This window comes from Bacillus sp. DB-2 (assembly GCF_003315125.1).
Lineage (GTDB): Bacteria > Bacillota > Bacilli > Bacillales > Bacillaceae_G > Bacillus_A > Bacillus_A mycoides.
The window spans coordinates 399,409-425,024 of record NZ_QNRN01000003.1; the positions used below are offsets into that span (position 1 = coordinate 399,409).

Sequence of the window (25,616 nt, forward strand, 5' to 3'; positions counted from 1 at the left end):
TAAGCTTTTGAATGGGTTTTGTCAATCCTAACTAGTAGTCGGAGGGAAATCCAATGAACAAAAAATCAATTCGTGACGTAGATTTAAAAGGTAAGCGTGTATTTTGCCGCGTTGATTTCAACGTACCTATGAAAGAAGGCAAAATTACAGATGAAACTCGTATCCGTGCAGCTCTTCCTACAATTCAATATTTAGTAGAGCAAGGTGCGAAAGTAATTTTAGCAAGTCATTTAGGCCGTCCAAAAGGTCAAGCAGTAGAAGAATTACGTCTTACTCCAGTAGCAGCACGTTTAGGCGAGCTTCTTGGTAAAGATGTTAAAAAAGCGGACGAAGCATTCGGACCAGTTGCACAAGAAATGGTTGCAGCAATGAACGAAGGCGACGTATTAGTTCTTGAAAACGTACGTTTCTATGCGGGCGAAGAAAAGAACGATGCAGAACTTGCGAAAGAATTTGCAGCTCTTGCTGATATCTTCGTAAACGATGCATTCGGTGCAGCTCACCGTGCTCATGCTTCTACAGCAGGAATCGCAGACTACCTACCAGCAGTATCTGGTTTATTAATGGAAAAAGAGTTAGATGTATTAGGTAAAGCACTTTCTAACCCAGAACGTCCATTCACAGCTATTATCGGTGGTGCGAAAGTAAAAGATAAAATCGGTGTAATTCGTCATCTATTAGATAAAGTAGATAACTTAATCATCGGTGGCGGACTTGCTTATACATTCGTTAAAGCTTTAGGTCATGAAATTGGTCAATCACTATGTGAAAACGACAAAGTTGAACTAGCTAAAGAATTTATGCAACTTGCAAAAGAAAAAGGCGTAAACTTCTATATGCCAGTTGATGTTGTAATCACAGAGGAATTCTCTGAAACTGCAACAACTCAAATCGTTGGTATCGATTCTATCCCTTCTACATGGGAAGGCGTGGACATCGGTCCTAAAACACGTGAAATTTATGCAGATGTAATTAAAAACTCTAAGCTTGTTGTATGGAATGGACCAATGGGTGTATTCGAAATGACTCCATTCGCAGAAGGTACAAAAGCAGTAGGGCAAGCATTAGCAGATGCAGAAGATACATACTCTGTTATCGGCGGTGGTGACTCTGCAGCAGCTGTTGAAAAATTCGGTATGGCTGATAAAATGAGCCACATTTCTACTGGCGGCGGTGCGTCATTAGAATTCATGGAAGGTAAAGAGCTTCCAGGTGTAGTTTGTCTTAACGACAAATAAGTAGCAGCCAAAGAAAAAGGACGGTGCAAAGCATGCGTAAACCAATTATCGCAGGTAACTGGAAAATGAATAAAACTCTAGCTGAAGCAGTTAGCTTCGTAGAGGAAGTTAAAGGTCAAATCCCAGCAGCTTCAGCTGTTGATGCAGTAGTTTGTTCGCCAGCTCTATTCTTAGAGCGCTTAGTAGCTAAGGCTGAAGGAACTGACTTACAAGTAGGTGCACAAAACATGCACTTCGAAAAAAATGGTGCATTCACTGGCGAAATTAGCCCAGTAGCACTTAGCGACTTAAAAGTAGGCTACGTAGTACTTGGCCACTCTGAGCGTCGTGAAATGTTTGCTGAAACAGACGAATCAGTAAACAAAAAGACTCTTGCAGCATTTGAACATGGTTTAACACCAATCGTTTGTTGTGGTGAGACTTTAGAAGAGCGCGAAAGCGGAAAAACATTTGATCTAGTAGCAGGTCAAGTAACAAAAGCACTTGCAGGTTTAACAGAAGAGCAAGTTAAAGTAACTGTTATCGCTTATGAGCCAATCTGGGCTATCGGTACAGGTAAATCTTCTTCTTCTGCAGATGCAAATGAAGTATGTGCGCACATCCGTAAAGTTGTTGCAGAAGCTGTTTCTCCAGAAGCTGCAGAAGCTGTTCGTATTCAATACGGCGGTAGCGTAAAACCAGAAAACATTAAAGAGTATATGGCACAATCTGACATCGACGGCGCTTTAGTTGGCGGTGCTAGCTTAGAGCCTGCTTCGTTCTTAGGTCTTCTGGGGGCGGTAAAATGAGAAAGCCAACAGCTTTAATCATTCTTGATGGTTTCGGACTACGTGAAGAAACTTACGGGAATGCTGTAGCACAAGCTAAGAAACCTAATTTTGATGGTTACTGGAACAAATTCCCTCACACAACGCTTACAGCTTCTGGTGAGGAAGTAGGTCTTCCAGCAGGTCAAATGGGTAACTCAGAGGTTGGTCACTTAAATATCGGTGCTGGCCGCATCGTATACCAAAGCTTAACACGCGTAAACGTTGCAATTCGTGAAGGTGAGTTCGATCAGAACGAAACTTTCCAAAATGCAATTAAAAGCGTGAAAGAAAAAGGTACTGCTCTTCATTTATTCGGTTTACTTTCTGATGGTGGTGTGCACAGTCACATGAACCATATGTTTGCTCTTCTTCGTTTAGCAGCAAAAGAAGGCGTGGAGAAAGTATATATCCATGCATTCTTAGATGGCCGCGATGTTGGACCACAAACAGCAAAAGGTTATATCGATGCAACAAATGAAGTAATTAAAGAAACAGGAGTAGGACAATTCGCGACTATCTCTGGTCGTTATTACTCCATGGACCGTGACAAGCGCTGGGATCGCGTAGAAAAATGTTACCGTGCTATGGTGAATGGTGAAGGCCCTACTTATAAATCAGCAGAAGAGTGTGTAGAAGACTCTTATGCAAATGGTATTCATGATGAATTCGTATTGCCGTCTGTAATTGTTAACGAAGATGACACGCCAGTTGCAACAATCAATAATGATGATGCAGTTATCTTCTATAACTTCCGTCCAGACCGTGCAATTCAAATTGCTCGTGTATTTACAAACGAAGACTTCCGTGAGTTCGATCGTGGTGAAAAAGTACCTCACATTCCTGAGTTCGTTTGTATGACACATTTCAGTGAAACTGTAGATGGTTACGTGGCATTCAAGCCAATGAACCTTGATAACACATTAGGTGAAGTTGTTGCGCAAGCGGGATTAAAGCAACTTCGCATCGCGGAAACTGAAAAGTATCCGCACGTTACATTCTTCTTTAGCGGTGGTCGTGAGGCTGAATTCCCAGGAGAAGAGCGTATTTTAATTAACTCACCGAAGGTTGCAACGTATGACTTGAAACCTGAAATGAGCATTTATGAAGTAACGGACGCTTTAGTAAATGACATCGAAAATGATAAACATGATGTTATCATTCTTAACTTTGCAAACTGTGATATGGTTGGCCATTCTGGGATGATGGAACCAACAATTAAAGCAGTAGAAGCAACTGACGAATGTTTAGGAAAAGTTGTAGAAGCGATTCTTGCAAAAGATGGTGTAGCACTTATTACTGCTGACCATGGTAATGCCGATCAGGAGTTAACTGCTGAAGGTGGACCAATGACAGCTCATACAACTAACCCGGTTCCTTTCATCGTTACAAAAAATGATGTAGAGCTTCGTGAAGGTGGTATTTTAGGAGATATCGCCCCAACAATGCTTACACTTTTAAATGTGGAACAACCGAAAGAAATGACAGGTAAAACAATTATTAAATAATTTGCTTATATAAAAAGGAGAGAATTTATTATGTCAACAATTATTGATGTTTATGCTCGCGAAGTCCTTGACTCTCGTGGTAACCCAACTGTAGAAGTAGAAGTTTACACAGAAAGCGGCGCATTCGGACGCGCTATCGTACCAAGTGGTGCATCTACTGGTGAGCACGAAGCAGTAGAATTACGTGACGGTGACAAATCTCGTTACCTTGGTAAAGGTGTTCTTAACGCAGTAAACAACGTTAACGAAGCAATCGCTCCAGAAATCGTTGGTTTCGACGTAACTGACCAAGCTGGTATCGACCGTGCTATGATCGAATTAGATGGCACTCCAAACAAAGGTAAACTAGGCGCTAACGCTATCCTTGGTGTATCTATGGCAGTAGCTCACGCAGCAGCTGACTTCGTAGGTCTTCCATTATACCGTTACCTTGGTGGATTCAATGCAAAACAATTACCAACTCCAATGATGAACATCATCAACGGTGGTTCTCACGCTGATAACAACGTAGACTTCCAAGAGTTCATGATCTTACCAGTTGGTGCTCCAACATTCAAAGAATCAATCCGTATGGGTGCTGAAGTATTCCATGCACTTAAAGCTGTATTACATGACAAAGGTCTTAACACTGCAGTAGGTGACGAAGGTGGATTCGCTCCAAACCTTGGTTCTAACCGTGAAGCATTAGAAGTAATCATCGAAGCTATCGAAAAAGCTGGTTACAAAGCTGGCGAGAACGTATTCTTAGGAATGGACGTTGCTTCTTCTGAGTTCTACAATAAAGAAACTGGTAAATATGACCTTGCAGGCGAAGGCCGTACTGGCTTAACTTCTGCAGAAATGGTTGATTTCTACGAAGAGCTTTGCAAAGACTTCCCAATCATCTCTATTGAAGATGGTTTAGACGAAAATGACTGGGATGGTCACAAATTATTAACTGAGCGTATCGGTGATAAAGTACAATTAGTTGGTGACGATTTATTCGTAACTAACACTCAAAAACTTGCTGAAGGTATCGAAAAAGGTATCTCTAACTCAATCCTAATTAAAGTTAACCAAATCGGTACTTTAACTGAGACTTTCGAAGCAATCGAAATGGCTAAACGTGCTGGTTACACAGCAGTTGTATCTCACCGTTCTGGTGAAACTGAAGATGCTACAATCGCTGACATCGCAGTTGCAACTAACGCTGGCCAAATCAAAACTGGTTCTATGAGCCGTACTGACCGTATTGCTAAGTACAACCAATTATTACGCATCGAAGACGAACTAGGCGAAATCGCTGTTTACGATGGTATCAAATCTTTCTACAACATCAAACGATAATTGTAGAAAATAACGACAGACCGTGAGAAATCACGGTCTGTTTTTTTATGTTAAAATTGTTCGTCTGTCATAAGTGACATGAAGTATTTAAAGAAGAGATTATAATCAAAATCGATAGCAATTTGCTGCGAGGGCCGATTGGTGAATGGACTTGATCCTACTAAAGAGCGGAAATCACCGATGCTTGCTCCTTGAGCGTAAGATTTGGTCATGACGGTAATTGGTGATTTGTAGTAGGTAAACATAGAATTATCAAGTAAAGCTAATATCGGTATCGTGTCATGAAAAGGGCAGCCTTTTAATTGTGGTAAAATTTTTTCGTAATATCCATAGTAGTAATGATCGAATAGAGGTTTGACGAGAGAAGCCTTTCCTTTCGCCTCAATATATTCAGCCATATCAGGTGTAACGATGGAATACTGAGTTACATTTAACGGGTATATGTACATGTTGGATGCAGATTGTAATACAATGTTAGCCGCGATTGGATCGCCATAAAAATTCGCTTCTGATACGGGAGTTACATTACCTGGGTGCAGAAAGGAACCACCCATTACATAATAAGATTTAATTTGCTGCATTAAGTTTTTACATAAAATAAATAAAACAGCTAGGGAAGTGAGTCGCCCTAAACTTACGATGATTAGTTCGTCTTTATACTGCTCGATAAGAGGGATAACTTCAAAAAAATTCTCCATTTCTCCGTTTTGTAACTTTTCATTTGGGATGATTGGCCCTAACCCTTCTTTACCGTGAATATTGGTAAAAAAAGCGGGTGGACCTCCATTGAGAGGACGGTCTGAACCACCAAATATTTTCATATCTCTATTTCTTGATTTTTGTTTAAGAAAATGAGCATTTTGTACGGCCATTTCTTTTGGAACATTGCCGTAATCAGCGACAATCCCAACAATTTCAATTTCATCGATAAAGAATGCGAGGAGGAGGGCTATCGCATCTTCGATTCCAGGATCACAAAAAATGAGAATTTTTTTAGACATGCGTTCACCACCTATCTTTATATATATGTGTGCTAGAGAGAAGACAGAATAAAAATGGAGTGAAGGATTTTGTTTTATTAAAATAATAACCATCAAAATTCAGAAAATATAAACTTTATATATTAGGTCAAGGTTTTTGACGTAAATCACATTAGGAAACGCAGTCATATCAAGGGTGTAAGCGTATAATATAGTGGATTTTCGTTGTTGATTTGATAAATTGCAGGTTTTTACAATTTATACTATGATAAGGATATTAACAGAAGATCGTATAAACATGAGGGATGATGAACATGAAACTTACAAAGATTCTTGTCCAAATTGCTGCTCTTTATGTATTTTATATGGTTGGAAATTGGGTGCAAGAAATGTTGAATCTTCCGATTCCAGGAAGTTTGATTGGGATGTTCCTCCTACTTGTTTTGCTTAGCCTAAAAGTACTTCCAGTGAAATGGTTTGATTTAGGAGCAGAAACACTCGTTGCTATTATGCCGTTTTTATTAATTCCGCCAACGCTTGGCTTAATGAATTACGGTGCTTTTTTTATGAGTAAAGGAATTTCCCTTTTCATTACAGTTGTAGCGAGTACGTTTTTAATTATTATCGTCGCAGGACATACAGGACAATATCTTGCGAATAGAAAGGAAAAAGAGACACAATGAGCCAAATATTAATCGGAATCGGTTGGGTTCTTTTTACGGTGCTATTATATCAATTATCTAAAAAAATCTACAAATTATTTCCAACACCATTTACCATTCCAATGCTTGTTGCAACAGGATTAATGGCTTTCTTATTTATAATGCTTGATATACCATATCAAAATTATATGGAAAGTGGTGGTGGCTGGATTGCGAAGCTACTAGGACCAGGTGTTGTAGCATTTGCAATCCCGCTTTATAAACAACGTCATGTTCTGCAAAAATATGTTGTACCAATTGCTGGTGGTGTATTAGTAGGTACAACAGTTGCTATTGCAAGTGATTTTGCTATCGCCACACTTATGGGAACAGATAAAAGCTTAATTTTATCTTCTTTACCAAAATCAGTGACAATGCCAGTTGCGATGAGTGTATCTGAACAAGTTGGTGGTGTCCCGTCCTTAACAGCAGCATTCGTCGTTATCGCAGGGATTACTGGAACGATTTCAGGACCAATTTTATTAAAATGGAGCCGTGTTACAAACTCAGTTGGTAAAGGGATTGGCTTTGGATGTGCGTCTCATATTATGGGTGTTATGAGAGCGATGAAAAATAATGAGCATGAAGGTGTTATTGGATCGGTAACAATGACATTAACAGCAATTTTGACATGTTTGCTTGGACCGTTATTCGCAATGATGTTCATTTGACACTCCCACCCCTAAAGGGGCAAGCTGACTAATGTCAGTGAGATTCTCGCTACCAAAGGCGAAGTCCATTTCTGGTATCGCTGACGTGCAAGATTGCGGTGTGCCATCACCACTCCCACAACAGACCATATAGGTTCGTGGGCTACGGTACTGTGATCATACCGTACAGATTGTTTGTTCTCAAATGTTTTTACGTCTTTTTCTTGACGACTTAATACATTTTACGGAGTAGAAGAATTTGCTACTCCAACCTCATATGTATTCTGTTTTCAGAGAACAGTCGTTTTAGAGTCTTTTGCATGACTATAAATAAAGTATACCATTTTTGGCTATGCAAAAACGATGCGTTCATCCCACTTTTAAAGACGGACTAAAGTCCTGCGTGGGCTTTCCCGCATTATAAATTCCGTAATGGAAGAAAAGCGAGAGCAACCTTATAGCTCTCGCTTTTCTATAGGATTTATGCTACATTTAAAATAACTGAATCTTTGTAGGAGGTACGCCAAGTGCATACGTTATTATCAGTTTTACTTATTATTGTATCGATTTTAATGATTGTTATGGTACTTATGCAGTCTAGTAATAGCTCAGGCCTTTCAGGCGCTATTTCAGGTGGTGCAGAGCAATTGTTTGGTAAGCAAAAAGCACGTGGAATTGAAGCGGTATTAAACCGTGTTACAGTTGTCTTAGCTGTACTATTCTTCGTACTAACAATTGGTGTTACGTACTTAAATTTATAAAATTAAAAGAAGAAGCGTTAGCGGATTATGCTAATGGTTCTTCTTTTTTTGATTTGTTATTCAAAAAAAGTTTCTAATTAGATTATAGAATTATAAATATGGTACACTAAGAATAGAAAGAATACGACTAGATTACAGAAGAGAAAGAGGAGAAGTACATGATGAAATTAGCATCTCCGAAACCATTTACATTTGAAGGTGGAGACCGCGCTGTTTTATTATTACATGGATTCACAGGAAACTCAGCTGACGTACGCATGCTAGGGCGTTTCTTAGAGAAGAAAGGCTATACTTGTCATGCGCCAATTTATAAAGGACACGGCGTACCACCAGAAGAGCTTGTTCATACAGGCCCTGAAGACTGGTGGAAAGATGTAATGAATGCCTACCAGCATTTAAAAGATCAAGGTTACGAGAAAATAGCTGCGGTTGGATTATCATTAGGCGGAGTATTCTCATTAAAACTTGCTTATACATTACCGATTTTAGGTGTTGTACCAATGTGTGCACCGATGTACATTAAAAGTGAAGAAATTATGTACCAAGGTATATTGGCATATGCCCGCGAATATAAAAAGCGTGAGCAAAAATCACCAGAACGAATTGAGCAGGAAATGTTTGAATTTAAACAGACACCAATGAATACATTAAAAGCATTACAGGAGTTGATTCGTGACGTACGCAATAATGTTGATATGATTTATGCTCCAACATTCGTTGTACAAGCACGTCATGATGAGATGATTAATACAGATAGTGCTAACATTATTTATAACGGTGTAGAATCTACGTTAAAAGACATTAAATGGTATGAAGACTCTACGCATGTCATTACACTTGATAAAGAACGTGATGTGCTACATGAGGATGTATATAACTTCTTGGAGCAACTAGATTGGTAAGGTCTAGTTGCCTCTTTTTTTCATAAGGGAATTTTTATCCCGCTATTTGTGGGCTAATAATCAGTGGGGACGGACAAAAAACTACTGGTTAAAGTTACACTTTATGAAAGCTGTAAAAAATCATTGGGAGATGATTAAAGTTTCACTTTATACATCCCCCATCTTTCGGATACACTAAATAATATAAGGGTTTAAAGGAGGTATTTCTGCTTGGAAGAAATCATGCAAGAACATATTGATAAGTTGTTATTATTTATGAGGGAAGAAGCGTATAAACCGTTAACGATACAAGAATTAGAATCGGCATTTGGAATCGAAGGCTCTGAGGGCTTTAAAGATTTCGTAAAGGCACTTGTAATGATGGAAGAGAAGGGGCTTGTTATCCGCACACGTAGTAACCGCTACGGTCTTCCAGAAAAAATGAATTTAGTACGCGGTAAATTAATTGGGCACGCACGTGGTTTTGCGTTCGTCGTTCCAGAAGAGAAGAAAACAGGAGATGATGATCTTTTCATCCCGCCGACAGAATTAAATGGTGCACTTCATGGTGATACAGTATTAGCACGTGTTAGCGCACAATCAAGTGGATCACGCCAAGAAGGCGCGATTGTTCGTATTTTAGAGCGTGGAACGAAGGAACTAGTTGGTACATATACAGAGTCAAAGAACTTTGGATTTGTTATACCTGATAATAAACGCTGGACAAGTGACATTTTTATCTTGAAAAGTGCATCTATGGGCGCTGTAGAAGGCCATAAAGTAGTTGTGAAAATTACGGGCTACCCAGAGAACCGTTTAAGCGCAGAAGGTGAAGTTATTCAAATTCTAGGTCATAAAAATGACCCAGGAGTAGATATTTTATCTGTCATTCATAAACATCATTTACCTTTAGCATTCCCTGAAGAAGTGATGGAGCATGCAAACAGTGTACCAGAAACGATTTCAGAAGAAGATATAAAAGATCGTCGTGATTTACGTGATCAAATGATTGTTACAATTGATGGTGCGGATGCGAAAGACTTAGATGACGCTGTTACAGTAACGAAGCTTGAGAACGGTAACTATAAGCTTGGCGTTCATATTGCGGATGTAAGTCATTATGTTCAAGAAGGTTCTCCAATTGATGTTGAAGCAGCAGAGAGAGCAACGAGTGTATATCTTGTAGACCGTGTAATTCCGATGATTCCGCATCGTTTATCAAACGGTATTTGTTCATTAAATCCGAAAGTAGACCGTCTGACACTATCTTGTGAAATGGAAATCAACAATCTAGGTGATGTTGTAAAACACGAGATTTTCCAAAGTGTAATTAAAACGACAGAGCGTATGACGTATGCTGACGTAAGAAGCATTTTAGAAGATGAAGACGAAGCGCTAATTGAACGCTACGAGCCGCTAGTACCAATGTTTAAAGAAATGGGGCAGTTAGCACAAATTTTACGTGAAAAACGTATGCGCCGTGGTGCGATTGACTTTGACTTTAAAGAAGCGAAAGTACTAGTAGATGAAGAAGGAAAACCGACTGATGTTGTAATGCGTGATCGTTCTGTATCAGAGAAGTTAATTGAAGAGTTTATGCTTGTTGCGAACGAAACAGTAGCGGAGCATTTCCACTGGATGAACGTACCGTTTATGTACCGTGTCCATGAAGATCCGAAAGAAGATAAGCTTGAGCGTTTCTTCGAGTTTGTAACAAACTTCGGATATGCAGTAAAAGGACGTGCGAATGAAATACACCCTCGTGCATTGCAGCAAATTCTTGAAATGGTTCAAGGTCAGCCGGAAGAAATAGTCATTTCAACAGTTATGCTTCGTTCTATGAAGCAAGCACGTTACGATTCGAACAGCTTAGGACATTTTGGTTTATCAACTGAGTTCTACACGCATTTCACATCGCCAATTCGTCGTTACCCAGATACGATTGTTCATAGATTGATTCGTGAATACATCATTAATGGTAAAGTAGACAACGAAACGCAAGCGAAATGGCGTGAAAACTTACCTGAGATTGCAGAGCACTCTTCTAATATGGAACGCCGCGCTGTTGAAGCAGAGCGTGAAACAGACGAAATGAAAAAAGCAGAGTATATGGTTGATAAGATCGGTGAAGAGTATGACGGTATGATTAGCTCTGTAACAAACTTCGGTTTATTCGTAGAGCTTCCAAATACAATTGAAGGTCTTGTACACGTTAGCTATTTAACAGATGATTACTACCGTTATGACGAAAAACATTTTGCGATGATTGGAGAACGTACAGGTAACGTATTCCGCATCGGTGACGAAATTACAATTCGTGTTATTAACGTAAATAAAGACGAGCGCGCAATCGACTTTGAAATCGTTGGCATGAAAGGCACACCTCGTCGTAAGTTCAAAGATCGTCCAGTTGTGATTGAACAGCCAAGAACAGGCAGAAAGAAACGCGGTGGACGTAGCGAACGTAGTAATGAGCGCGGTGGTGAACGCGGCACAGGAAGAAAGTTTGATCGTGGTGGAAAAGGAAAAGCATCAGCATCCACATCCGCTAGTCAGCCAGGGAAAAAAGATGGAAATAGTAATAGTAATGGTAATGGTAAGAAGAAAAAAGGATTCTTTGAAAATGTACCAGGATTCAAGAAGAAAAAGAAAAAGCGCAAGTAAGAGAAGAGTGGCTTCGCCTCACATTCTGAGCGAGCCACTTTCGCTTTTTATTGAATCCAGCTACAGTGGCTAGAATGTTTGGTGGCTTCGCTTCTTCCCAGGAGGCAAAGAGCGCCTCAAGGCCAGAAGCTCCATCCACCTTACATTCTGAGCGAGCCACTTTCGCTTTTGGTTTACATTTGTTACAATGGTAAAAATAGAGGAGGGACGTTATATGCCAAAGGGTACAGGTAAGGTTATTGCGCAAAATAAAAAGGCATTTCATGATTATTTCATCGAAGAAACATACGAAGTAGGGCTTGTCCTTCAAGGAACGGAAATTAAGTCGATTCGCGCTGGACGCGTGAACTTGAAAGACGCGTTTGCACGTATACATAACGGTGAAGTATGGGTTCATAATATGCATATTAATACATATGAACAAGGGAATCGTTTTAATCACGATCCGCTTCGTACAAGAAAGTTACTTCTTCACAAGAAAGAAATTGATAAGCTAGCAGGTTATGCAAAAGAAACAGGTTATGCATTAGTTCCAGTTAGAATCTATTTGAAAAATGGATTTGCGAAAATGGCACTTGGTTTAGCAAAAGGTAAGAAGCAATATGATAAGCGTCACGATTTAAAAGAGAAAGAAGCTAAACGTGAAATTGCACGCGTGTTCCGTGATCGTCAAAAGATGTAATACAGATATTTACATTTGTAAAACGGCGCGCGTATGATATAATAACTTATGTAAGATTGTTGCACATTGAAAAACAGCTCTTAGTAGCTATCACGATATTTCTTCGTATGCTCCATTTTTATCATGGGGACGTTACGGATTCGACAGGGATAGTTCGAGCTTAGGTTGCGAGTCGAGGGGATCGGCCTCGTTAAAACGTCAAAGCCTATAATTGGCAAACAAAACAATCTTTCTTTAGCTGCTTAATTGCACTAAAGGTTCCTCCCTCCATCGTCCATGTGGTAGGGTAAGGGACTCAAACTAAGTGGACTACGCCGGAGTTCGCCGTCTGAGGGCGAAGGAAGAGAACAATCAGACTAGCAACTTGGAAGCCTGTCGATAGGCCGAAGAGTTCGCGAAATGCTAATATATCGACTACACTCGTAGAAGCTTAAGTGCCGATATTTTTGGACGTGGGTTCGACTCCCACCGTCTCCACCAATACATAACTGTTTGGTGGTTTTTTATTTTGTATGATATGAACCATAACTTTGCCAGGTTGGCGGGGTTATGGTTCTTTTTGTTTTGTGGTTTGATAAAATGCTTAAGTTGAGGACGGTACCCTTGAAACAGAAACTGAGGGAATCGTTATTGATAATAAGCAGCTAGATAATATAGTTGCTCTTAATGATTAAATAATATGTATTTAAATCTTCATATATTTTGTGTTTTTATCCATATCTATTGTAAGATTATATAGAGTTCTCCTAATAAGCTGTTATAATGGCTTTTTTTAGGGATTTAATATTTATAAATCTTAAATTATTTTTTTGGGATAATTTTTTATCTAACTAAGTTATATTGAAGTAGAGGTGAACCATCGGTGAAGCAGGTGTTAGTAATTAAGAATGAACGGTCTTTTGCAAAGAAAATCATAAGCGGTCTAACGCAAGAGGGCTATTTCATTTTAAAACTTCACAATGAAAACCAAGGTTTAAATATAGTATATGAACAAGATTGGGATATTATCATATTGGATTGGGATTCATTAAGTATATCGGGGCCAGAAATTTGTAGACAAATACGACTTGTTAAAACGACACCGATAATTATTGTGACCGACAATATTTCTAGCAAGGATTGCATAGCAGGGCTACAAGCAGGAGCAGATGATTATATTAGAAAACCATTTGTGAAAGAAGAATTAGTAGCAAGGGTTCAAGCTATTTTAAGGAGAAGTGACTGTATCCAGCAAAATGAGACAAACTTTTTTCAGTTTAAAGATCTCTTTGTTGATGCATCTAGCCATATTGTGAAAAAAGGTGGTAAAAATCTCACGCTTACTAAGCGCGAGTACGATTTACTTGTATTTTTAATTAAGAATAAAAATACAATATTGAGCCGTGAAATGCTTTTGAACCAGGTTTGGGGATATAACGTAGTAGTCAATCCCAATGTAGTGGATTTATATATTGGGTATGTAAGAAAAAAGTTAAAGTGCGAGAAGAAAGGTAGATATATTCAAACGATACATGGCAGAGGCTATTCAATGGTTGAATGATAAAAATAAGATAATAGGTAAAGTACAGTTTGTCATAATAGCAAAAACGAGTAAAACTATTTCATACAGTTTTACTCATTTTTTTCTATTAAACCTAATAATCAAATAGTTTCTGTGAAATATTAAAAGACGGAAACTATAAAAAGAAGATTGATACCAGGCAATGGATTATGAAAAAATCAGCTATTAATGGGCATTTTTTTTGCAGTAGAAATCATGGTTTATAAGGTGCCCAATCTATTGATTAGTACGTGTGGGGGAGGACTCTGGTGCGCATTAGATGAGACTGTATCTAATTTATGTTTAATTTTATTAACTCCCACCATTCACAAGATTTTCACATAATTAATGACTATACTTATTAACAGGATATTCAAATGAAAATGATTATCAATAGCAATTTAGATACATAAAGGTTACTATCTAATTTAATCTATGGACGTTATCATTTTCGAACTAAATTACATTATAAGGAGTATACGTATGAAAAAAACTATGCTTTTAAAATTAGTAAGTATTTTAGCAATTTTCACTTTAATGTTAGCAGCTTGCTCGGATTCAAGTAAGGAAACTTCGAAAGCTAATAAAGGTGATAGTAGTGATAAGCCAAAAACAGTTGAAATCACTGATGCACATGGAACTGTTAAAGTCCCTGTAAATCCAAAAAATGTAGTTGCTTTGGATAATAGAACTTTTGAAACTTTAGCTGATTGGGGAATTAAATTAGCGGCTGCTCCAAAGGATGTAATGCCTGCAGATTCAGCATATGTAAAGGATAGTAAAGTTCAAAATATTGGAAATCACCGCGAACCAAATCTTGAAATTATTGCAGCGGCAAACCCTGACCTTGTAATCGTTGGTCAAAGATTTGCTGGCCATTACGAAGAGATCAAAAAATTAGTGCCGAATGCAGCTGTTATTGATCTTAATGTTGATGTTTCTGAGAAAGCTACTAAGCCTGGAGAAAACTTAGTAAAAGGACTTAAAGATTCTACAATTTCTTTAGGGAAAATCTTTGATAAAGATAAAGAAGCTAAAAAATTAGTAGCTGATTTTGATAAATCTATTGAAAATGTAAAATCTGCTTATAATGGAAAAGATAAAGTTATGAGTGTTATCGTTACTGGTGGGAATATTGGTTTTGCTGCTCCTCACTCTGGTCGCGTTTGGGGACCAATGTATGAGATTTTCGGTTGGGCTCCAGCACTAGAAGTGTCTAATTCTACTGCAGGTCATAAAGGTGATGACGTTTCTGTTGAAGCTATTGCACAAACAAATCCTGATTGGCTTTTCGTATTAGATCGTGATGCTGCAACATCTGATGCTGCTACTTCAGCTCCTGCTCAGGATGTTATTTCTAAATCACCTGCTCTTCAAAACACAACTGCTGTTTCTAAAAAACAAATTGTTTATGCACCAGCAGATACTTACACAAATGAATCAATTGAGACTTATATAGAGTTATTTGGAAATATCGCAAAAACTTTAGCTAAGTAGTGTAAAGGAGTACGAAACAGTGTCAAAAAATATGATTTCTAGGGTTGAGAATATTTCTCAACCCCAGTTTTATAATCACAATAAAATATGGACAAAACCTTTTATAATAGCGATTATAGTTGTTATAATTTTAGGGATTATATCACTGTTTACTGGAGTTTATGATATACGTGGACAAGAGGACGGAATGGAGATGTTTTTCATCACTCGTGTTCCGAGAACAGTTGCATTAATGCTTACTGGAGCTGCAATGGCGATGGCAGGGCTCGTAATGCAATTAATTACACAGAATCGTTTTGTTGAACCTACTACAACGGGGACTATTGAATGGTCAGGCTTAGGCCTGCTTTTTGTATATTTATTATTTCCTGCCCCGACGTTAGTTCAAAGAATGACTGGTGCAATCATTTTTTCTTTTATAGGAACTATGATTTTCTTTCTATTTTTAAGAAGAGTTAAACTTCGTTCGTCTTTAATTGTTCCGATTATTGGATTGATGCTTGGAGCAGTTATTTCTGCAGTGTCTACTTTTTTGGGACTCCTTTTTCAAATGACGCAAAGTATTGAAACTTGGTTCGTAGGTTCATTTGCTACCGTTCAGGTGGGAAGATATGAATATTTATGGCTGATTGTTATCGTTACTGTGCTTATTTTTATGTATGCTAATAGATTGACTCTAGCTGGACTAGGAGAAGATGTCGCAACAAGCCTTGGAGTGAATTACAATAGAATTGTTCTTTTTGGGACTGGCCTTATCTCTGTTGCAGTTGGAATTGTTGCAGCTGTTATTGGAAACTTACCTTTCTTGGGATTAATTGTTCCAAACATTGTTTCAATGTTTAGGGGAGATGATCTTAGGAGTAATTTACCTTGGGTATGTGTGATCGGAATGGGGACAATAACTGCCTGTGACATCATTTCTCGAACAATTATAAAGCCTTTTGAAGTACCTGTTTCTTTAATACTTGCAACAGTGGGAGCAGTCGTATTTATTACTATTTTATTGAGAAAAAGAAAACCAAGGAGGCTGCGATGATCACATTAGACTATAGAAATAAAGAAAATGTCGAAATCGATTCTAGCCTTCATAATGAAAGTAGATCAGCTAGCGCTTTTCGTTCTAAGAAGGAAGCAAGACGTTATTGGATTGTACTAATAACATTGATCGCTTTAGGTCTCCTTTCTTCATATGGACTTTTAGTTTATAACAATCCAGTTCCGATAGATTCACCTTCTTTTATCCCAGTTGTTAAGAGAAGGATAATAGCCATTGTTGCGATGATTATTGCTGCAGTTTGCCATAGCTTGTCGACAGTTGCTTTCCAATCTATTACGAACAATAAGATTATTACTCCTTCGCTTTTAGGTTTCGAATCACTTTATTCAGCAATTCATACGAGTACAATATTCTTCTTTGGTGCTAGTGCATTAATAAACTTTAATGGAATTGGATCGTTTGTATTCCAAGTTGTTGTTATGGTCTTCATGAGTTTGATACTTTATGGATGGTTACTTTCCGGTAAATACGGGAATTTACAACTTATGCTTTTAGTTGGAATTATTATTGGTACCGGACTAAATTCCGTGTCAACTTTTATGAGAAAGCTACTTGCGCCTTCAGAGTTTGATATTTTACAAGCGAAATTATTTGGTTCTGTTAATCACGCAGATCCTGCATATTTTCCTATTGTAATTCCTATGATCATAATTGTAGCAGTATTAATTTTTGCTCATTCTAAGAATTTGAATGTTTTGTCACTAGGAAAGGATGTTGCTACTTCTTTTGGAGTTAAATATCAACCTAGTGTAATTTATACGCTTGTATTAGTTGCTATTTTGATGTCCATTTCAACAGCTCTAATTGGGCCACTTACTTTCTACGGCTTTTTAGTAGCAACTTTGAGTTATCAGGCCGCGTCAACTTATGATCATAGATATATTTTTCCAATGGCTTTTGCAATAGGATTTTTGATAATGACGAGTGCATACTTTTTAATGTATCATGTATTCCATGCTCAAGGTGTAGTTTCAGTTATTATTGAATTATTTGGTGGAATAATATTCTTAACTATAGTTTTAAGGAAGAGGGCTTTATGATAAAAATTGATAATGTTAAAAAGTTCTATACTGATAAGGTGAAAATAGGACCTTTGGATATTGAAATACCAAAAGCGGGCTTTACTTCTTTAATTGGACCAAATGGCGCTGGAAAGTCAACGACACTATTGATGATTGGAAGACTTTTAGATATGGATGAAGGCCAAATTCAGGTAGCAAATATGGATGTTTCTGAATCCAAATCAAAAGACTTAGCAAAAGTTTTGACTATATTGCGACAAGAAAATCATTTTGTAACTAGGCTTACTGTTAGACAATTAGTTGGATTTGGGCGCTTTCCTTATTCAAAGGGAAGATTAACTAAAGAGGATGAAGCTATTATTTCTAAATATATCGATTTTCTAGATTTAACTAATTTAGAGAATAGATATTTAGATGAGCTTTCTGGTGGTCAAAGACAAAGGGCATATGTAGCGATGGTGTTGTGCCAAGAGACTGAATATGTACTTTTGGACGAGCCTCTGAACAATCTTGATGTTGCTCGTTCTGTTCAAATGATGGAGCATTTGAGACGTGCGGCTAATGAATTTGGAAGAACAATTTTGACTGTTATGCATGACATAAATTTTGCAGCCAAATATTCTGATAAAATTTGTGCTATGAAAGATGGACAAATTGCTGCTTTTGGAACAGTAGAAGAGGTTATGGACCCGGAAATTTTGACAGATATTTTTGAAACAAAAATAGAAATTATCAATGGTCCTTATGGGCCAATCGCTGTTTATTAGTTACAAAGTGTAAAAAATGAGTATGTCAAAAAAATACTGTAGCTTGCGTAAATCATGCCAGCTACTCTAGTTGAAGTTGCTGTCTGTATTTTATAGGCAGCAGCTTTTTTTTATGTGATTGCCCATGAGGACTCTTAATATTTCTGGATGCTCGTAACAGTCCTGCATGTATTTCATTACTTCTAGTCCTGCGACGCTTCCAACAATAAACTTGTAAATTACTCATAAAATGCAAAGGAATGCTTCACCTTTTCAAGTATTTACCAAACAAAAAGATTTATCTCTGTATAACTTTTTATAAGAATTCAGCTTGTTTTTTGTATGTAATATTGCATATAAGAGTGTATTGATAAAAGTGTAAGGGGTCACTATAATGAGGGCATAAAGATACATCACATTTTCGTAGCAATAAAAAATGAACAAAATGTTCCATTAACAAATGAAATAAAAGTTTCAATTGGAGGAACAACATTATACCCAACTGCTAGTATTAGTCATTAGGTATAAAAAGGTGCCCTGTAAACAGGGCGCTTTTTTACTTAGTCACAAATTTTACTCTTTCCAAAACTGTTCCAATAGAATGACAAGCATGGTACCCACAAGTAATCCATTACTTAAAACATATTGTAAGGAAGAAGGAATTCCGCTAAATGCACTTTCTGGAAGAAACATTATTCCCAAACTGATTAATAATGAAATTCCTAATATAGTTAATCGGCGTTGATTTAATTCTTCACGTAAAATGGATTGAAATGAAATGCCTATTACTTGGACAAATGTTGCTAAAAGTGCGGCATTAGCAATAGGACCTGGTAGCAAGGATATAAAGTTTACAATTGAAGGAATAAAAGAAATTCCTGCTAATATAAGACTTGCTATAAGGAACGACTTCACTTTTCTTTGTCCTGTTAGTTGAATAAATCCTGCTGATGCAGGTAATGGTACAATTCCAATTGTAGAAAACAACGACGAGATAATATGCGATATACCTCCGGCCCACACGCTGCGGTTCAGTATTTGCTTTTCATTTTCTTTAGATGACGGAGCCACTTGTTTTACAGCCGAAATAGCAGCGATTGTATTTGCAACTAAAAGAAATGTAAATAAAGTTGCAGTTAGAGCCATTCCAATATCTAATCTAGGTGTGCCCCAAGAAAATAGCTCTGGTAACTTAACTAACGGTGTGTGTGAAGGCATATGAGATGATTTTCCTAATACAGCATACAAAAGCCAACCACATGAAATTCCAAGTAACACAGCGTAACTTTTCATCCATCCGTTCCCTTTAATTGATAAGAAAGTAATAAGGGCAAAAACAAAGAGCGCAATAGTAGCCGTTGTATAATCAGGATGAGTTACAGCTCCTTGTAATCCCATCATTCCTTTTAGTAACACACCACTAAGCTGAAGAGATAATATTAAAAGAAAAGTGCCTGTAACCAAGGGTGTAAATAAACGTAGAATTCGATGAACAAGCCCTGTTATACCAAGGACGAAGAGTAATATACCTGCAATAATTAATCCGCCTTCTAAAAGTTGTAATACATCCTTTGCACTTTGTCCCTGATGCATAGCGACTTGTCCCAATATGACAAATATACTTACCCATGAACCGGCTGGCCCATCCGCTATGGGATAGCGATGCCCAAACCATGCTTGTATAAATGAACTTACTCCTACAACTAAAAAAGTTCGTTGCATTAATGTTGAGATATCTTCTATTGATAAATGGAATATGCCACCAATAATTATAGGCAATGCAATTGCATTTGCTAATAAAAACACAAACCACTGTAGAATACTAAAGCTCGTATCAAAGTATTTTTTATTCATATTAGTCTCCTTTGCCGAAAAAGAATTTCATAGTAAAAATCCATCCTTTCTACACAGCTAGATTAAAAAGGATGGATTTTGTAAATCTATAAAATTACTTTAATTATATAGATGGATTTTTAATTAATTACCATGTACGGAACGGTAAGAATTTCCCGTTAAGTGTAATCACGATACGAGGGTCGCCACCTTTTGGATCTTCTTGTGTGTCCACACCTAGATTGAAGTTAATTGCACTCATTACACCTTCGCCAGCTTTTTCTAGAATTAATTCTCTAAGAGTTGGTGCGTATTGTAACATCATTTCATATAATCGATATAAGATTGGGTCAGTAGGAGGCATTTGCATTACTTGACCTCTAAGTGGAACTACTGTTAATGCTTGAACTACTTCTGCATCTAATTCTAATAGTTTACCGATTTTTTCTGCTTCTGGACGTGTCATTGTAGCTTGTCCTAATAACGCTGTTACAACCCAAGTCTCAGAGTTTTCACTTACCTTTGAAATTTCTTCCCATGTTAAACCTTTTGCAATTTTTGCTTCCATAATTTTTTGCGTAGCTTCTTGTCTATTCATATCTAATAACTTCCTTCCATTTAAGTAATAATAATTAATTTTTCATACCATTTAATGCTTTATATCCATCAACTACTAAATCTAATTTACCTGTGTGAGGATCAATAACTAAACCATGTACAGGAACATCTTTTGGAATAAGTGGATGATTTCTTACTAAATCAACATTAGCTTGAGTTGAACCGTTGACATCATCGAATCCAAATAACCATTTTTTAAGGTCAACACCAGCATATTCAATCGCTGATAAAATTTCGGGTGAAGCTACTCCACGATCTAATATTTTTTGAAGTGTTCCTTTTGGATTAGTTTGACTCGCACCACATCTATGGTGTCCGATAAGGAAGATTTCATCTGCATTTAAATCATATACTGATGCTACAACACTTTGCATAACACTATCGAAAGGAGAAGCAATTTTACCACCTGCATTTCTGATAACTTTTGCATCACCATCGTGTATATCTAAAGCTTTTGGAAGTAGCTCAATTAAACGAGCATCCATGCAAGAAACAACAACCATACGTTTTTTAGGCATTTTTGTCGCTTCACGAGGAGCGTATTCTTTATTTTCTACAAATTGTTCATTGAACGATAGAATATCTTGTAATAACATATTTGTAACCTCCTTTAAATCTAGATGTATTTTTTTGTTACGTCCTCTATGTTATAAGTAAATATAACTGATAAATAATGTGATGTAAGAGGATAAACTAAGTATAGTGAATTGTATCGATAAGCAGAATAAGTTGGCGAAACACTTTCGGGCTTTCTACTTTCACGGTGAAAGGATTGGTTTATATCATTGATCAAACAGATTTTGAGATACTGAAATTATTAGGAGAAAACTCAAGAATACAATGGAAAGAACTTGGTCAGAAAATACATATGACGGGGCAGGCTGTAGGAAATCGAATTCGAAGGTTAGAGGATTTAGGGATTATTGAGCAATACACAATCGCAATAAACCGAATCAAATTAGGACAAGTAGTGACTGCATTTGTAACTTTGTTCGTAACAACAGCTAATCATCAAGAGTTTATGAATTTCTTTCAAAAAGAAGAAGGGATTTCTGAAGTAGACCGTATAAGTGGTGAGGGATGTTATTTATTAAAAACACATTTTGCTTCTAATGAAGAATTGGATAACTTTCTGGGGCGACTATTAAAGTATGGGAATTATCGTGTTAACCTATCGATAGGAAAGTTAAAATAAGATTTCTTTTTTTGAGGTTATAGTAACATTATTTGCTAATTTCTATTTGTATAGAGATAATAAAGTCGTTTGATTTTTATCCCGCATTAACGGGCGAGTTAAAACGATTGGTCACTGGTATTACTCAAAAAATGCTTACTGAGCAATTGAAAGAGCTTGAAAAAGATGGGCTTGTGTCTAGAAAAGTATACAATCAAGTACCACCGAAAGTTGAGTATTCTTTTACGAAACAGGGACAATCATTAAAAGAAGTTTTAAAAGTACTTTGCGATTGGGGAAGCGACTATATTAAGCATAAATATCCTAATGGTGAAGTGCTAGTGAAAGAGGACGATCATATTTGATTTAACACTCCTATAATTGTAAGTTTGTTATAATGAACAAGTACTTATACGAAGGGGAGTTTAAAGAGAAAATGAAATCATTTAACATCGATCATTTTATTGCTAGTATCTTGCAGTGGATATTAAATATAGCTCTAATCATATTATCCATTGTCTTATCTATCTTTTTAATTAATGAAACGATTACTTTTGTTCAATACATATTTTCGACGAAGAAGTACACATCATATAAATTAGTTGAAAGTATTATCGTCTATTTCTTATACTTCGAGTTTATCGCATTAATTATTAAGTATTTCAAATCGAATTATCATTTTCCGTTACGTTATTTTATTTATATCGGAATTACGGCTTTAATTAGATTAATTATTGTATCTCATGAGGAACCGATGGAGACATTATTATATGCAGGATCCATTCTTGTTTTAGTTATTGCTTTATACATATCGAATATGAGAGATTTGAGAAAAGAGTAGTGCAGACATAAGTTTGCACTACTTTTTTATTTGCAGTTTGATGTAGGAAAGCTGGAACAGAAAAGAGATGGCAAAGCCATCCCTTAAGGAGATTGGATATTATTTTGAGGCTGTAATCAAATTGATAATGTCAGGACATTCTAATTTATAAGTTACTTTGTTGTCTTCAATATCTTTCTTTATTTTTTGACATATATTATTTGAATACTGAATATCTTTATTTTCGTTATGTTTCTCACTTGTTTTTGTGTAGTCGACATCATAATAAATGGAGGTAGATCCCTTTTCTTTTTTTACAGTTAAATCAATGATAGTAGGCTCGTTCTTGTTATTAAATTTAGTGATTCTAACTGAATCGTCTTTATTTAAATTATAGTTTTCTACGAAAGTATCTAATTTCTCTATGCTATAAACTTTATCGTCTTTTTCAATAATATCACCACGTTTTTTGGAAGCTTCAAAAGTATATGTCTCGTTTTTATTGTTGTTTTTCTCATTATTAGCACAACCAATGAGAGTAAATAAGGCTAGCGAGATTAAAGGTGACGCATACTTTCTATATTGTATTTTCATAAATTCAGCCCCTTTTCTTAATTTTTAGCAATAAATTATATTTGTAATAATATTTTATCTTACATAGAGTTAGCCTAGATTAAGCATAATTTATTTTTTTATTAACTTACCGTAAATATCTGCATTTTTTTCATTTTTTCGTTAATAAGTTGTAAATTTCGACATTAAATTTTTATAGTAGTTTATGATGTTTTTGTAACACAAAAATCTAAAAAGGAGTGATGTGATTCATGTTTAACAAGTTTTTTGGGAATCCAAAGGCAAAAAAGATTTGTGGAATTGGAGCATTAGCAACTTTTATAGGTTTTTCGTCTTTAGGGTCAGTTAGTGCAGGTAGTTATGTAGATAAGTATAAGCAGTATAATGTTGGATCTAGTGGTGGTTCTTATACAAATAGTGCCGGTTTTTCTGGCGGTGGTGGTAGTGGGAATTTATCAATGACAAGTACTATTAGTAAAGACAAACGTTTAATAGGGGTAAAGTTACGCACCAGTATTGATTCTGGTGACCCTTATATACAAAGTTTTTGGGCGCAAAGTAAAACTAGTTCTAATGTGCACTATCCTTTAAGCGTCTATAATAAAATGTTACGAAATAATCCAGACCCATTTTGGGGACCTAATTCACCAAATATAACATCAGTTAACTTGCATATAAATACAGATGCTCGTAGTTCTGGAGCTGGTAATGGAGTTCAATACAGATATGTACAGATCTTTAAATATTAAATTTATATTATGAAAAGGTGGGGACCTAAATGAAATTTAATAAAAAGTTACTAGCTGTGATTTTATTTGGCGGATTAGCTACTAGTATGTGTTTAGCCAGTGGAATGGAAGAAAAAGTACAGGCTAGCGAAGAAAAGGTAGAAGCATATGTTTTAAATACAGATAGAGAATTATATAAGTCGGTATCTAAAGATGTAAAACTTCCTAAGAAAGTAATCTTTAGAGACGACCAAAAAAGTACAGGTATTTTAGGCGAAACAACTTATGGTATTAAAAATACTAATTTTATGGATAATAAAGCTGGAGACTATGTAGCAACATCTTTATCTGAGTCTTCAGAGGGCACAAAATTTTATACTCATAGATATGAAAATGATGATGCTTCTCAAAGAGTAACTTTTAATGTAATAGGGACTGAAACAAACATTGATACAACAGATTATGATACAAAAATTGTAAGATTGAGTAATGGTATAGAAGCAACCTATGCAGAAGGTGATGCAGCTCAAGTCCTGGCATTCAATAATCCAAAAGATAATTTATATTATGCTTTAATAGGTGAAAAAGATGTAGGTAAGTTTACTACTGAAGAATTGATTGAAATTGCTAACTCGATAGAATAATAAAAAGAAACAAAATAGAGAAAGAATACCCTGGATTGTGGGTGCTTTAAAAAGTCCTATAATTCGGGGGATCTCTATTTTTATAAGAAAGCATTACCTTTTAGTGAGAAGGTCCGTAGAAATGTAATTTAAAAGTGGTCTAATCTATATGGGTTTTCTAACAGCTCAATTAAATTTCTCGTTTGTATTGATTCATCGCGTTAATTATTAAGTATTTTAAATCGAATTATCATTTTCCGTTACGTTATTTTATTTATATTGGAATTACGGCATTAATTCGATTAATTATTGTATCTTATGAGGAACCGATGGAGACGTTATTATATGCGAGGTCCATTCTTGTCTTAGTCATTGATTTATACATATCGAATATGAGAGATTTGAGAAAAGAGTAATGCAGACATAAGTTTGCACTACTCTTTGTACCTTGACCTTCAAGTTACTTGAAGGTTTACAATGTAATTAGGGCGTTTGAAATCGAAAAAAATTGAGAAATTAAGTGAAGAGGTTATTTTACTTGGAGGTTATAGAAATGAGTCAGGAATTAAAGTTACGTCCTTTAGAACGGGAAGATTTAAAGTTCGTGCACGAACTTAATAATAACGCACATATTATGTCTTATTGGTTTGAAGAGCCGTATGAGGCTTTTGTAGAACTACAGGATTTATATGATAAACATATCCACGATCAAAGTGAACGCCGTTTTATCCTGGAGAAAGATAATGAGATGGTTGGATTAGTTGAGTTAGTGGAAATTGATTATATTCATCGAAGAACTGAATTCCAGATTATTATTGATCCGAATTATCAAGGACATGGTTATGCAGCGGAAGCGACGCGTTTAGCGATGGATTACGCTTTTTCTGTATTAAATATGCATAAACTCTATTTAGTTGTTGATAAAGAGAATGAAAAGGCTGTACATGTTTATAAAAAGGTGGGATTTATCGTGGAAGGTGAGTTACAAGACGAATTTTTCGTTGATGGTAACTACCATAATGCGATAAGAATGTGTATGTTTCAGAAGCAATATTTTGAAAAGAAGTAGTTGAATGATTTGTAATTGATGTTGACGCTTCATAAAAACGTATGCTAAAATCCCTTTTAAGTATTAAGGAAGGTGCAGAATATGCTTTATATAAAATTTGTAAAACTCATTAGAAAACT

At 36.3% G+C, this 25,616-nt stretch carries 26 protein-coding genes, 1 other RNA gene and 1 pseudogene; 23 read left to right on the plus strand and 5 right to left on the minus strand.

Translation table 11 applies throughout. The annotated features are described in order from the left end of the window. Positions 1 to 53 precede the first annotated feature (53 nt). From DET63_RS07460 to eno, 4 genes are read left to right on the plus strand one after another with little or no spacing between them, the layout of a single operon-like run. Positions 54 to 1,238 carry a phosphoglycerate kinase gene (locus DET63_RS07460; RefSeq protein ID WP_113936281.1) on the plus strand — a complete coding sequence of 395 codons (1,185 nt, stop codon included), beginning with the start codon at positions 54 to 56 and terminating at the stop codon, positions 1,236 to 1,238. 32 nt (positions 1,239 to 1,270) lie between these two features. Then, positions 1,271 to 2,026 carry a triose-phosphate isomerase gene (gene tpiA / locus DET63_RS07465; RefSeq protein ID WP_002159914.1) on the plus strand — a complete coding sequence of 252 codons (756 nt, stop codon included), beginning with the start codon at positions 1,271 to 1,273 and terminating at the stop codon, positions 2,024 to 2,026. Then, complete coding sequence (gpmI, locus tag DET63_RS07470; protein WP_002129880.1) at positions 2,023 to 3,552, plus strand: 2,3-bisphosphoglycerate-independent phosphoglycerate mutase; 1,530 nt, start codon at positions 2,023 to 2,025, stop codon at positions 3,550 to 3,552. Before tpiA ends, gpmI begins: the two co-directional genes overlap by 4 nt. A gap of 30 nt (positions 3,553 to 3,582) precedes the next feature. Next, positions 3,583 to 4,878: a phosphopyruvate hydratase gene (eno, locus tag DET63_RS07475; RefSeq protein WP_000103948.1), complete on the plus strand. Its 1,296-nt coding sequence runs from the start codon at positions 3,583 to 3,585 to the stop codon at positions 4,876 to 4,878. 50 nt (positions 4,879 to 4,928) lie between these two features. On the opposite strand, the gene DET63_RS07480 is transcribed toward eno, so the two are convergent. After that, the gene (locus DET63_RS07480) at positions 4,929 to 5,879 is read right to left on the minus strand and encodes a nucleoside hydrolase (protein WP_113936282.1); all 951 of its coding nucleotides are present in this window, start codon (positions 5,877 to 5,879) and stop codon (positions 4,929 to 4,931) included. A gap of 284 nt (positions 5,880 to 6,163) precedes the next feature. On the opposite strand from DET63_RS07480, the gene DET63_RS07485 reads away from it, so the two are divergent. From DET63_RS07485 to DET63_RS07545, 12 genes are all read left to right on the plus strand, one after another. After that, complete coding sequence (locus DET63_RS07485) at positions 6,164 to 6,541, plus strand: CidA/LrgA family holin-like protein (RefSeq protein ID WP_002016064.1); 378 nt, start codon at positions 6,164 to 6,166, stop codon at positions 6,539 to 6,541. Then, entirely contained in the window at positions 6,538 to 7,230 is a 693-nt protein-coding gene (locus DET63_RS07490; protein WP_113936283.1) for an LrgB family protein, read from the plus strand. The genes DET63_RS07485 and DET63_RS07490 overlap by 4 nt, the downstream gene beginning before the upstream one ends. Before the next feature lie 506 nt (positions 7,231 to 7,736). Next, positions 7,737 to 7,970, plus strand: coding sequence for a preprotein translocase subunit SecG (gene secG / locus DET63_RS07495; RefSeq protein ID WP_002016062.1), 234 nt, complete (start codon positions 7,737 to 7,739; stop codon positions 7,968 to 7,970). Between the two features lie 161 nt (positions 7,971 to 8,131). Continuing rightward, positions 8,132 to 8,872 (plus strand): alpha/beta hydrolase, encoded by a 741-nt coding sequence (locus DET63_RS07500; protein WP_162836430.1) that lies wholly within the window; start codon positions 8,132 to 8,134, stop codon positions 8,870 to 8,872. Positions 8,873 to 9,094: 222 nt separating this feature from the next. Next, positions 9,095 to 11,515: a ribonuclease R gene (rnr, locus tag DET63_RS07505; protein WP_395921855.1), complete on the plus strand. Its 2,421-nt coding sequence runs from the start codon at positions 9,095 to 9,097 to the stop codon at positions 11,513 to 11,515. 214 nt (positions 11,516 to 11,729) lie between these two features. Further along, complete coding sequence (gene smpB, locus DET63_RS07515) at positions 11,730 to 12,197, plus strand: SsrA-binding protein (protein ID WP_002034685.1); 468 nt, start codon at positions 11,730 to 11,732, stop codon at positions 12,195 to 12,197. A 125-nt stretch (positions 12,198 to 12,322) separates the two neighbouring features. Continuing rightward, positions 12,323 to 12,677, plus strand: a transfer-messenger RNA (tmRNA) gene (ssrA, locus tag DET63_RS07520). A 382-nt stretch (positions 12,678 to 13,059) separates the two neighbouring features. Then, the gene (locus DET63_RS07525; protein WP_113936286.1) at positions 13,060 to 13,737 is read left to right on the plus strand and encodes a response regulator transcription factor; all 678 of its coding nucleotides are present in this window, start codon (positions 13,060 to 13,062) and stop codon (positions 13,735 to 13,737) included. Between the two features lie 483 nt (positions 13,738 to 14,220). Beyond that, a complete protein-coding gene (locus tag DET63_RS07530) occupies positions 14,221 to 15,234 on the plus strand; it encodes a siderophore ABC transporter substrate-binding protein (protein WP_002089526.1) in 1,014 nt (337 codons plus the stop codon). A 19-nt stretch (positions 15,235 to 15,253) separates the two neighbouring features. Continuing rightward, positions 15,254 to 16,270 carry an ABC transporter permease gene (locus DET63_RS07535; protein WP_044439322.1) on the plus strand — a complete coding sequence of 339 codons (1,017 nt, stop codon included), beginning with the start codon at positions 15,254 to 15,256 and terminating at the stop codon, positions 16,268 to 16,270. After that, a complete protein-coding gene (locus DET63_RS07540; protein ID WP_002089519.1) occupies positions 16,267 to 17,331 on the plus strand; it encodes an iron chelate uptake ABC transporter family permease subunit in 1,065 nt (354 codons plus the stop codon). The genes DET63_RS07535 and DET63_RS07540 overlap by 4 nt, the downstream gene beginning before the upstream one ends. Beyond that, positions 17,328 to 18,080 (plus strand): iron ABC transporter ATP-binding protein, encoded by a 753-nt coding sequence (locus tag DET63_RS07545; protein WP_002139178.1) that lies wholly within the window; start codon positions 17,328 to 17,330, stop codon positions 18,078 to 18,080. The genes DET63_RS07540 and DET63_RS07545 overlap by 4 nt, the downstream gene beginning before the upstream one ends. Positions 18,081 to 18,632: 552 nt before the next feature. Here the strand turns inward: DET63_RS07545 and DET63_RS07550 are convergent. From DET63_RS07550 to DET63_RS07560, 3 genes are all read right to left on the minus strand, one after another. Further along, complete coding sequence (locus tag DET63_RS07550; protein ID WP_113936287.1) at positions 18,633 to 19,913, minus strand: purine/pyrimidine permease; 1,281 nt, start codon at positions 19,911 to 19,913, stop codon at positions 18,633 to 18,635. A gap of 127 nt (positions 19,914 to 20,040) precedes the next feature. Further along, on the minus strand, positions 20,041 to 20,490 hold the full coding sequence (gene cynS / locus DET63_RS07555) for a cyanase (protein WP_113936288.1): 450 nt from the start codon (positions 20,488 to 20,490) through the stop codon (positions 20,041 to 20,043). Positions 20,491 to 20,524: 34 nt separating this feature from the next. Further along, positions 20,525 to 21,106: a beta-class carbonic anhydrase gene (locus DET63_RS07560; RefSeq protein WP_113936289.1), complete on the minus strand. Its 582-nt coding sequence runs from the start codon at positions 21,104 to 21,106 to the stop codon at positions 20,525 to 20,527. 167 nt (positions 21,107 to 21,273) lie between these two features. Between DET63_RS07560 and DET63_RS07565 the strand changes: the two genes are divergently transcribed. The 3 genes from DET63_RS07565 (at position 21,274) to psiE (ending at position 22,525) form a co-directional block, all read left to right on the plus strand. Continuing rightward, positions 21,274 to 21,705: an Lrp/AsnC family transcriptional regulator gene (locus tag DET63_RS07565; protein WP_002016035.1), complete on the plus strand. Its 432-nt coding sequence runs from the start codon at positions 21,274 to 21,276 to the stop codon at positions 21,703 to 21,705. 32 nt (positions 21,706 to 21,737) lie between these two features. Further along, positions 21,738 to 22,049, plus strand: coding sequence for a winged helix-turn-helix transcriptional regulator (locus DET63_RS07570; protein WP_113936290.1), 312 nt, complete (start codon positions 21,738 to 21,740; stop codon positions 22,047 to 22,049). 71 nt (positions 22,050 to 22,120) lie between these two features. After that, positions 22,121 to 22,525: a phosphate-starvation-inducible protein PsiE gene (gene psiE, locus DET63_RS07575; protein ID WP_113936291.1), complete on the plus strand. Its 405-nt coding sequence runs from the start codon at positions 22,121 to 22,123 to the stop codon at positions 22,523 to 22,525. A gap of 99 nt (positions 22,526 to 22,624) precedes the next feature. Here the strand turns inward: psiE and DET63_RS07580 are convergent, their stop codons facing one another. Continuing rightward, complete coding sequence (locus DET63_RS07580) at positions 22,625 to 23,098, minus strand: DUF4362 domain-containing protein (RefSeq protein ID WP_113936292.1); 474 nt, start codon at positions 23,096 to 23,098, stop codon at positions 22,625 to 22,627. A gap of 230 nt (positions 23,099 to 23,328) precedes the next feature. Here DET63_RS07580 and DET63_RS07585 point away from each other — a divergent pair, with 230 nt between their 5' ends. The 4 genes and pseudogenes from DET63_RS07585 to speG all read left to right on the plus strand — a co-directional run bounded on the left by DET63_RS07585 (position 23,329) and on the right by speG (position 25,497). Continuing rightward, positions 23,329 to 23,826 (plus strand): hypothetical protein, encoded by a 498-nt coding sequence (locus DET63_RS07585; protein ID WP_113936293.1) that lies wholly within the window; start codon positions 23,329 to 23,331, stop codon positions 23,824 to 23,826. A gap of 29 nt (positions 23,827 to 23,855) precedes the next feature. Continuing rightward, positions 23,856 to 24,449, plus strand: coding sequence for a DUF4367 domain-containing protein (locus DET63_RS07590; protein ID WP_002139191.1), 594 nt, complete (start codon positions 23,856 to 23,858; stop codon positions 24,447 to 24,449). A 191-nt stretch (positions 24,450 to 24,640) separates the two neighbouring features. Further along, positions 24,641 to 24,844 (plus strand): annotated as a pseudogene (locus tag DET63_RS07595) (phosphate-starvation-inducible PsiE family protein); the annotation flags it as partial. A 137-nt stretch (positions 24,845 to 24,981) separates the two neighbouring features. After that, positions 24,982 to 25,497: a spermidine N1-acetyltransferase gene (gene speG / locus DET63_RS07600; protein WP_113936294.1), complete on the plus strand. Its 516-nt coding sequence runs from the start codon at positions 24,982 to 24,984 to the stop codon at positions 25,495 to 25,497. Positions 25,498 to 25,616: the final 119 nt, after the last annotated feature.

Bases quoted from the DNA above. Each gene is read 5' to 3' on its own strand.
- DET63_RS07460 (WP_113936281.1), top strand. From the start codon at position 54: ATGAACAAAAAATCAATTCGTGACGTAGATTTAAAAGGTAAGCGTGTA.
- tpiA (WP_002159914.1), top strand. From the start codon at position 1,271: ATGCGTAAACCAATTATCGCAGGTAACTGGAAAATGAATAAAACTCTA.
- gpmI (WP_002129880.1), top strand. From the start codon at position 2,023: ATGAGAAAGCCAACAGCTTTAATCATTCTTGATGGTTTCGGACTACGT.
- eno (WP_000103948.1), top strand. From the start codon at position 3,583: ATGTCAACAATTATTGATGTTTATGCTCGCGAAGTCCTTGACTCTCGT.
- DET63_RS07480 (WP_113936282.1), bottom strand. From the start codon at position 5,879: ATGTCTAAAAAAATTCTCATTTTTTGTGATCCTGGAATCGAAGATGCG.
- DET63_RS07485 (WP_002016064.1), top strand. From the start codon at position 6,164: ATGATGAACATGAAACTTACAAAGATTCTTGTCCAAATTGCTGCTCTT.
- DET63_RS07490 (WP_113936283.1), top strand. From the start codon at position 6,538: ATGAGCCAAATATTAATCGGAATCGGTTGGGTTCTTTTTACGGTGCTA.
- DET63_RS07500 (WP_162836430.1), top strand. From the start codon at position 8,132: ATGAAATTAGCATCTCCGAAACCATTTACATTTGAAGGTGGAGACCGC.
- rnr (WP_395921855.1), top strand. From the start codon at position 9,095: ATGCAAGAACATATTGATAAGTTGTTATTATTTATGAGGGAAGAAGCG.
- smpB (WP_002034685.1), top strand. From the start codon at position 11,730: ATGCCAAAGGGTACAGGTAAGGTTATTGCGCAAAATAAAAAGGCATTT.
- DET63_RS07530 (WP_002089526.1), top strand. From the start codon at position 14,221: ATGAAAAAAACTATGCTTTTAAAATTAGTAAGTATTTTAGCAATTTTC.
- DET63_RS07540 (WP_002089519.1), top strand. From the start codon at position 16,267: ATGATCACATTAGACTATAGAAATAAAGAAAATGTCGAAATCGATTCT.
- DET63_RS07545 (WP_002139178.1), top strand. From the start codon at position 17,328: ATGATAAAAATTGATAATGTTAAAAAGTTCTATACTGATAAGGTGAAA.
- DET63_RS07550 (WP_113936287.1), bottom strand. From the start codon at position 19,913: ATGAATAAAAAATACTTTGATACGAGCTTTAGTATTCTACAGTGGTTT.
- cynS (WP_113936288.1), bottom strand. From the start codon at position 20,490: ATGAATAGACAAGAAGCTACGCAAAAAATTATGGAAGCAAAAATTGCA.
- DET63_RS07560 (WP_113936289.1), bottom strand. From the start codon at position 21,106: ATGTTATTACAAGATATTCTATCGTTCAATGAACAATTTGTAGAAAAT.
- psiE (WP_113936291.1), top strand. From the start codon at position 22,121: ATGAAATCATTTAACATCGATCATTTTATTGCTAGTATCTTGCAGTGG.
- DET63_RS07580 (WP_113936292.1), bottom strand. From the start codon at position 23,098: ATGAAAATACAATATAGAAAGTATGCGTCACCTTTAATCTCGCTAGCC.
- DET63_RS07585 (WP_113936293.1), top strand. From the start codon at position 23,329: ATGTTTAACAAGTTTTTTGGGAATCCAAAGGCAAAAAAGATTTGTGGA.
- DET63_RS07590 (WP_002139191.1), top strand. From the start codon at position 23,856: ATGAAATTTAATAAAAAGTTACTAGCTGTGATTTTATTTGGCGGATTA.
- speG (WP_113936294.1), top strand. From the start codon at position 24,982: ATGAGTCAGGAATTAAAGTTACGTCCTTTAGAACGGGAAGATTTAAAG.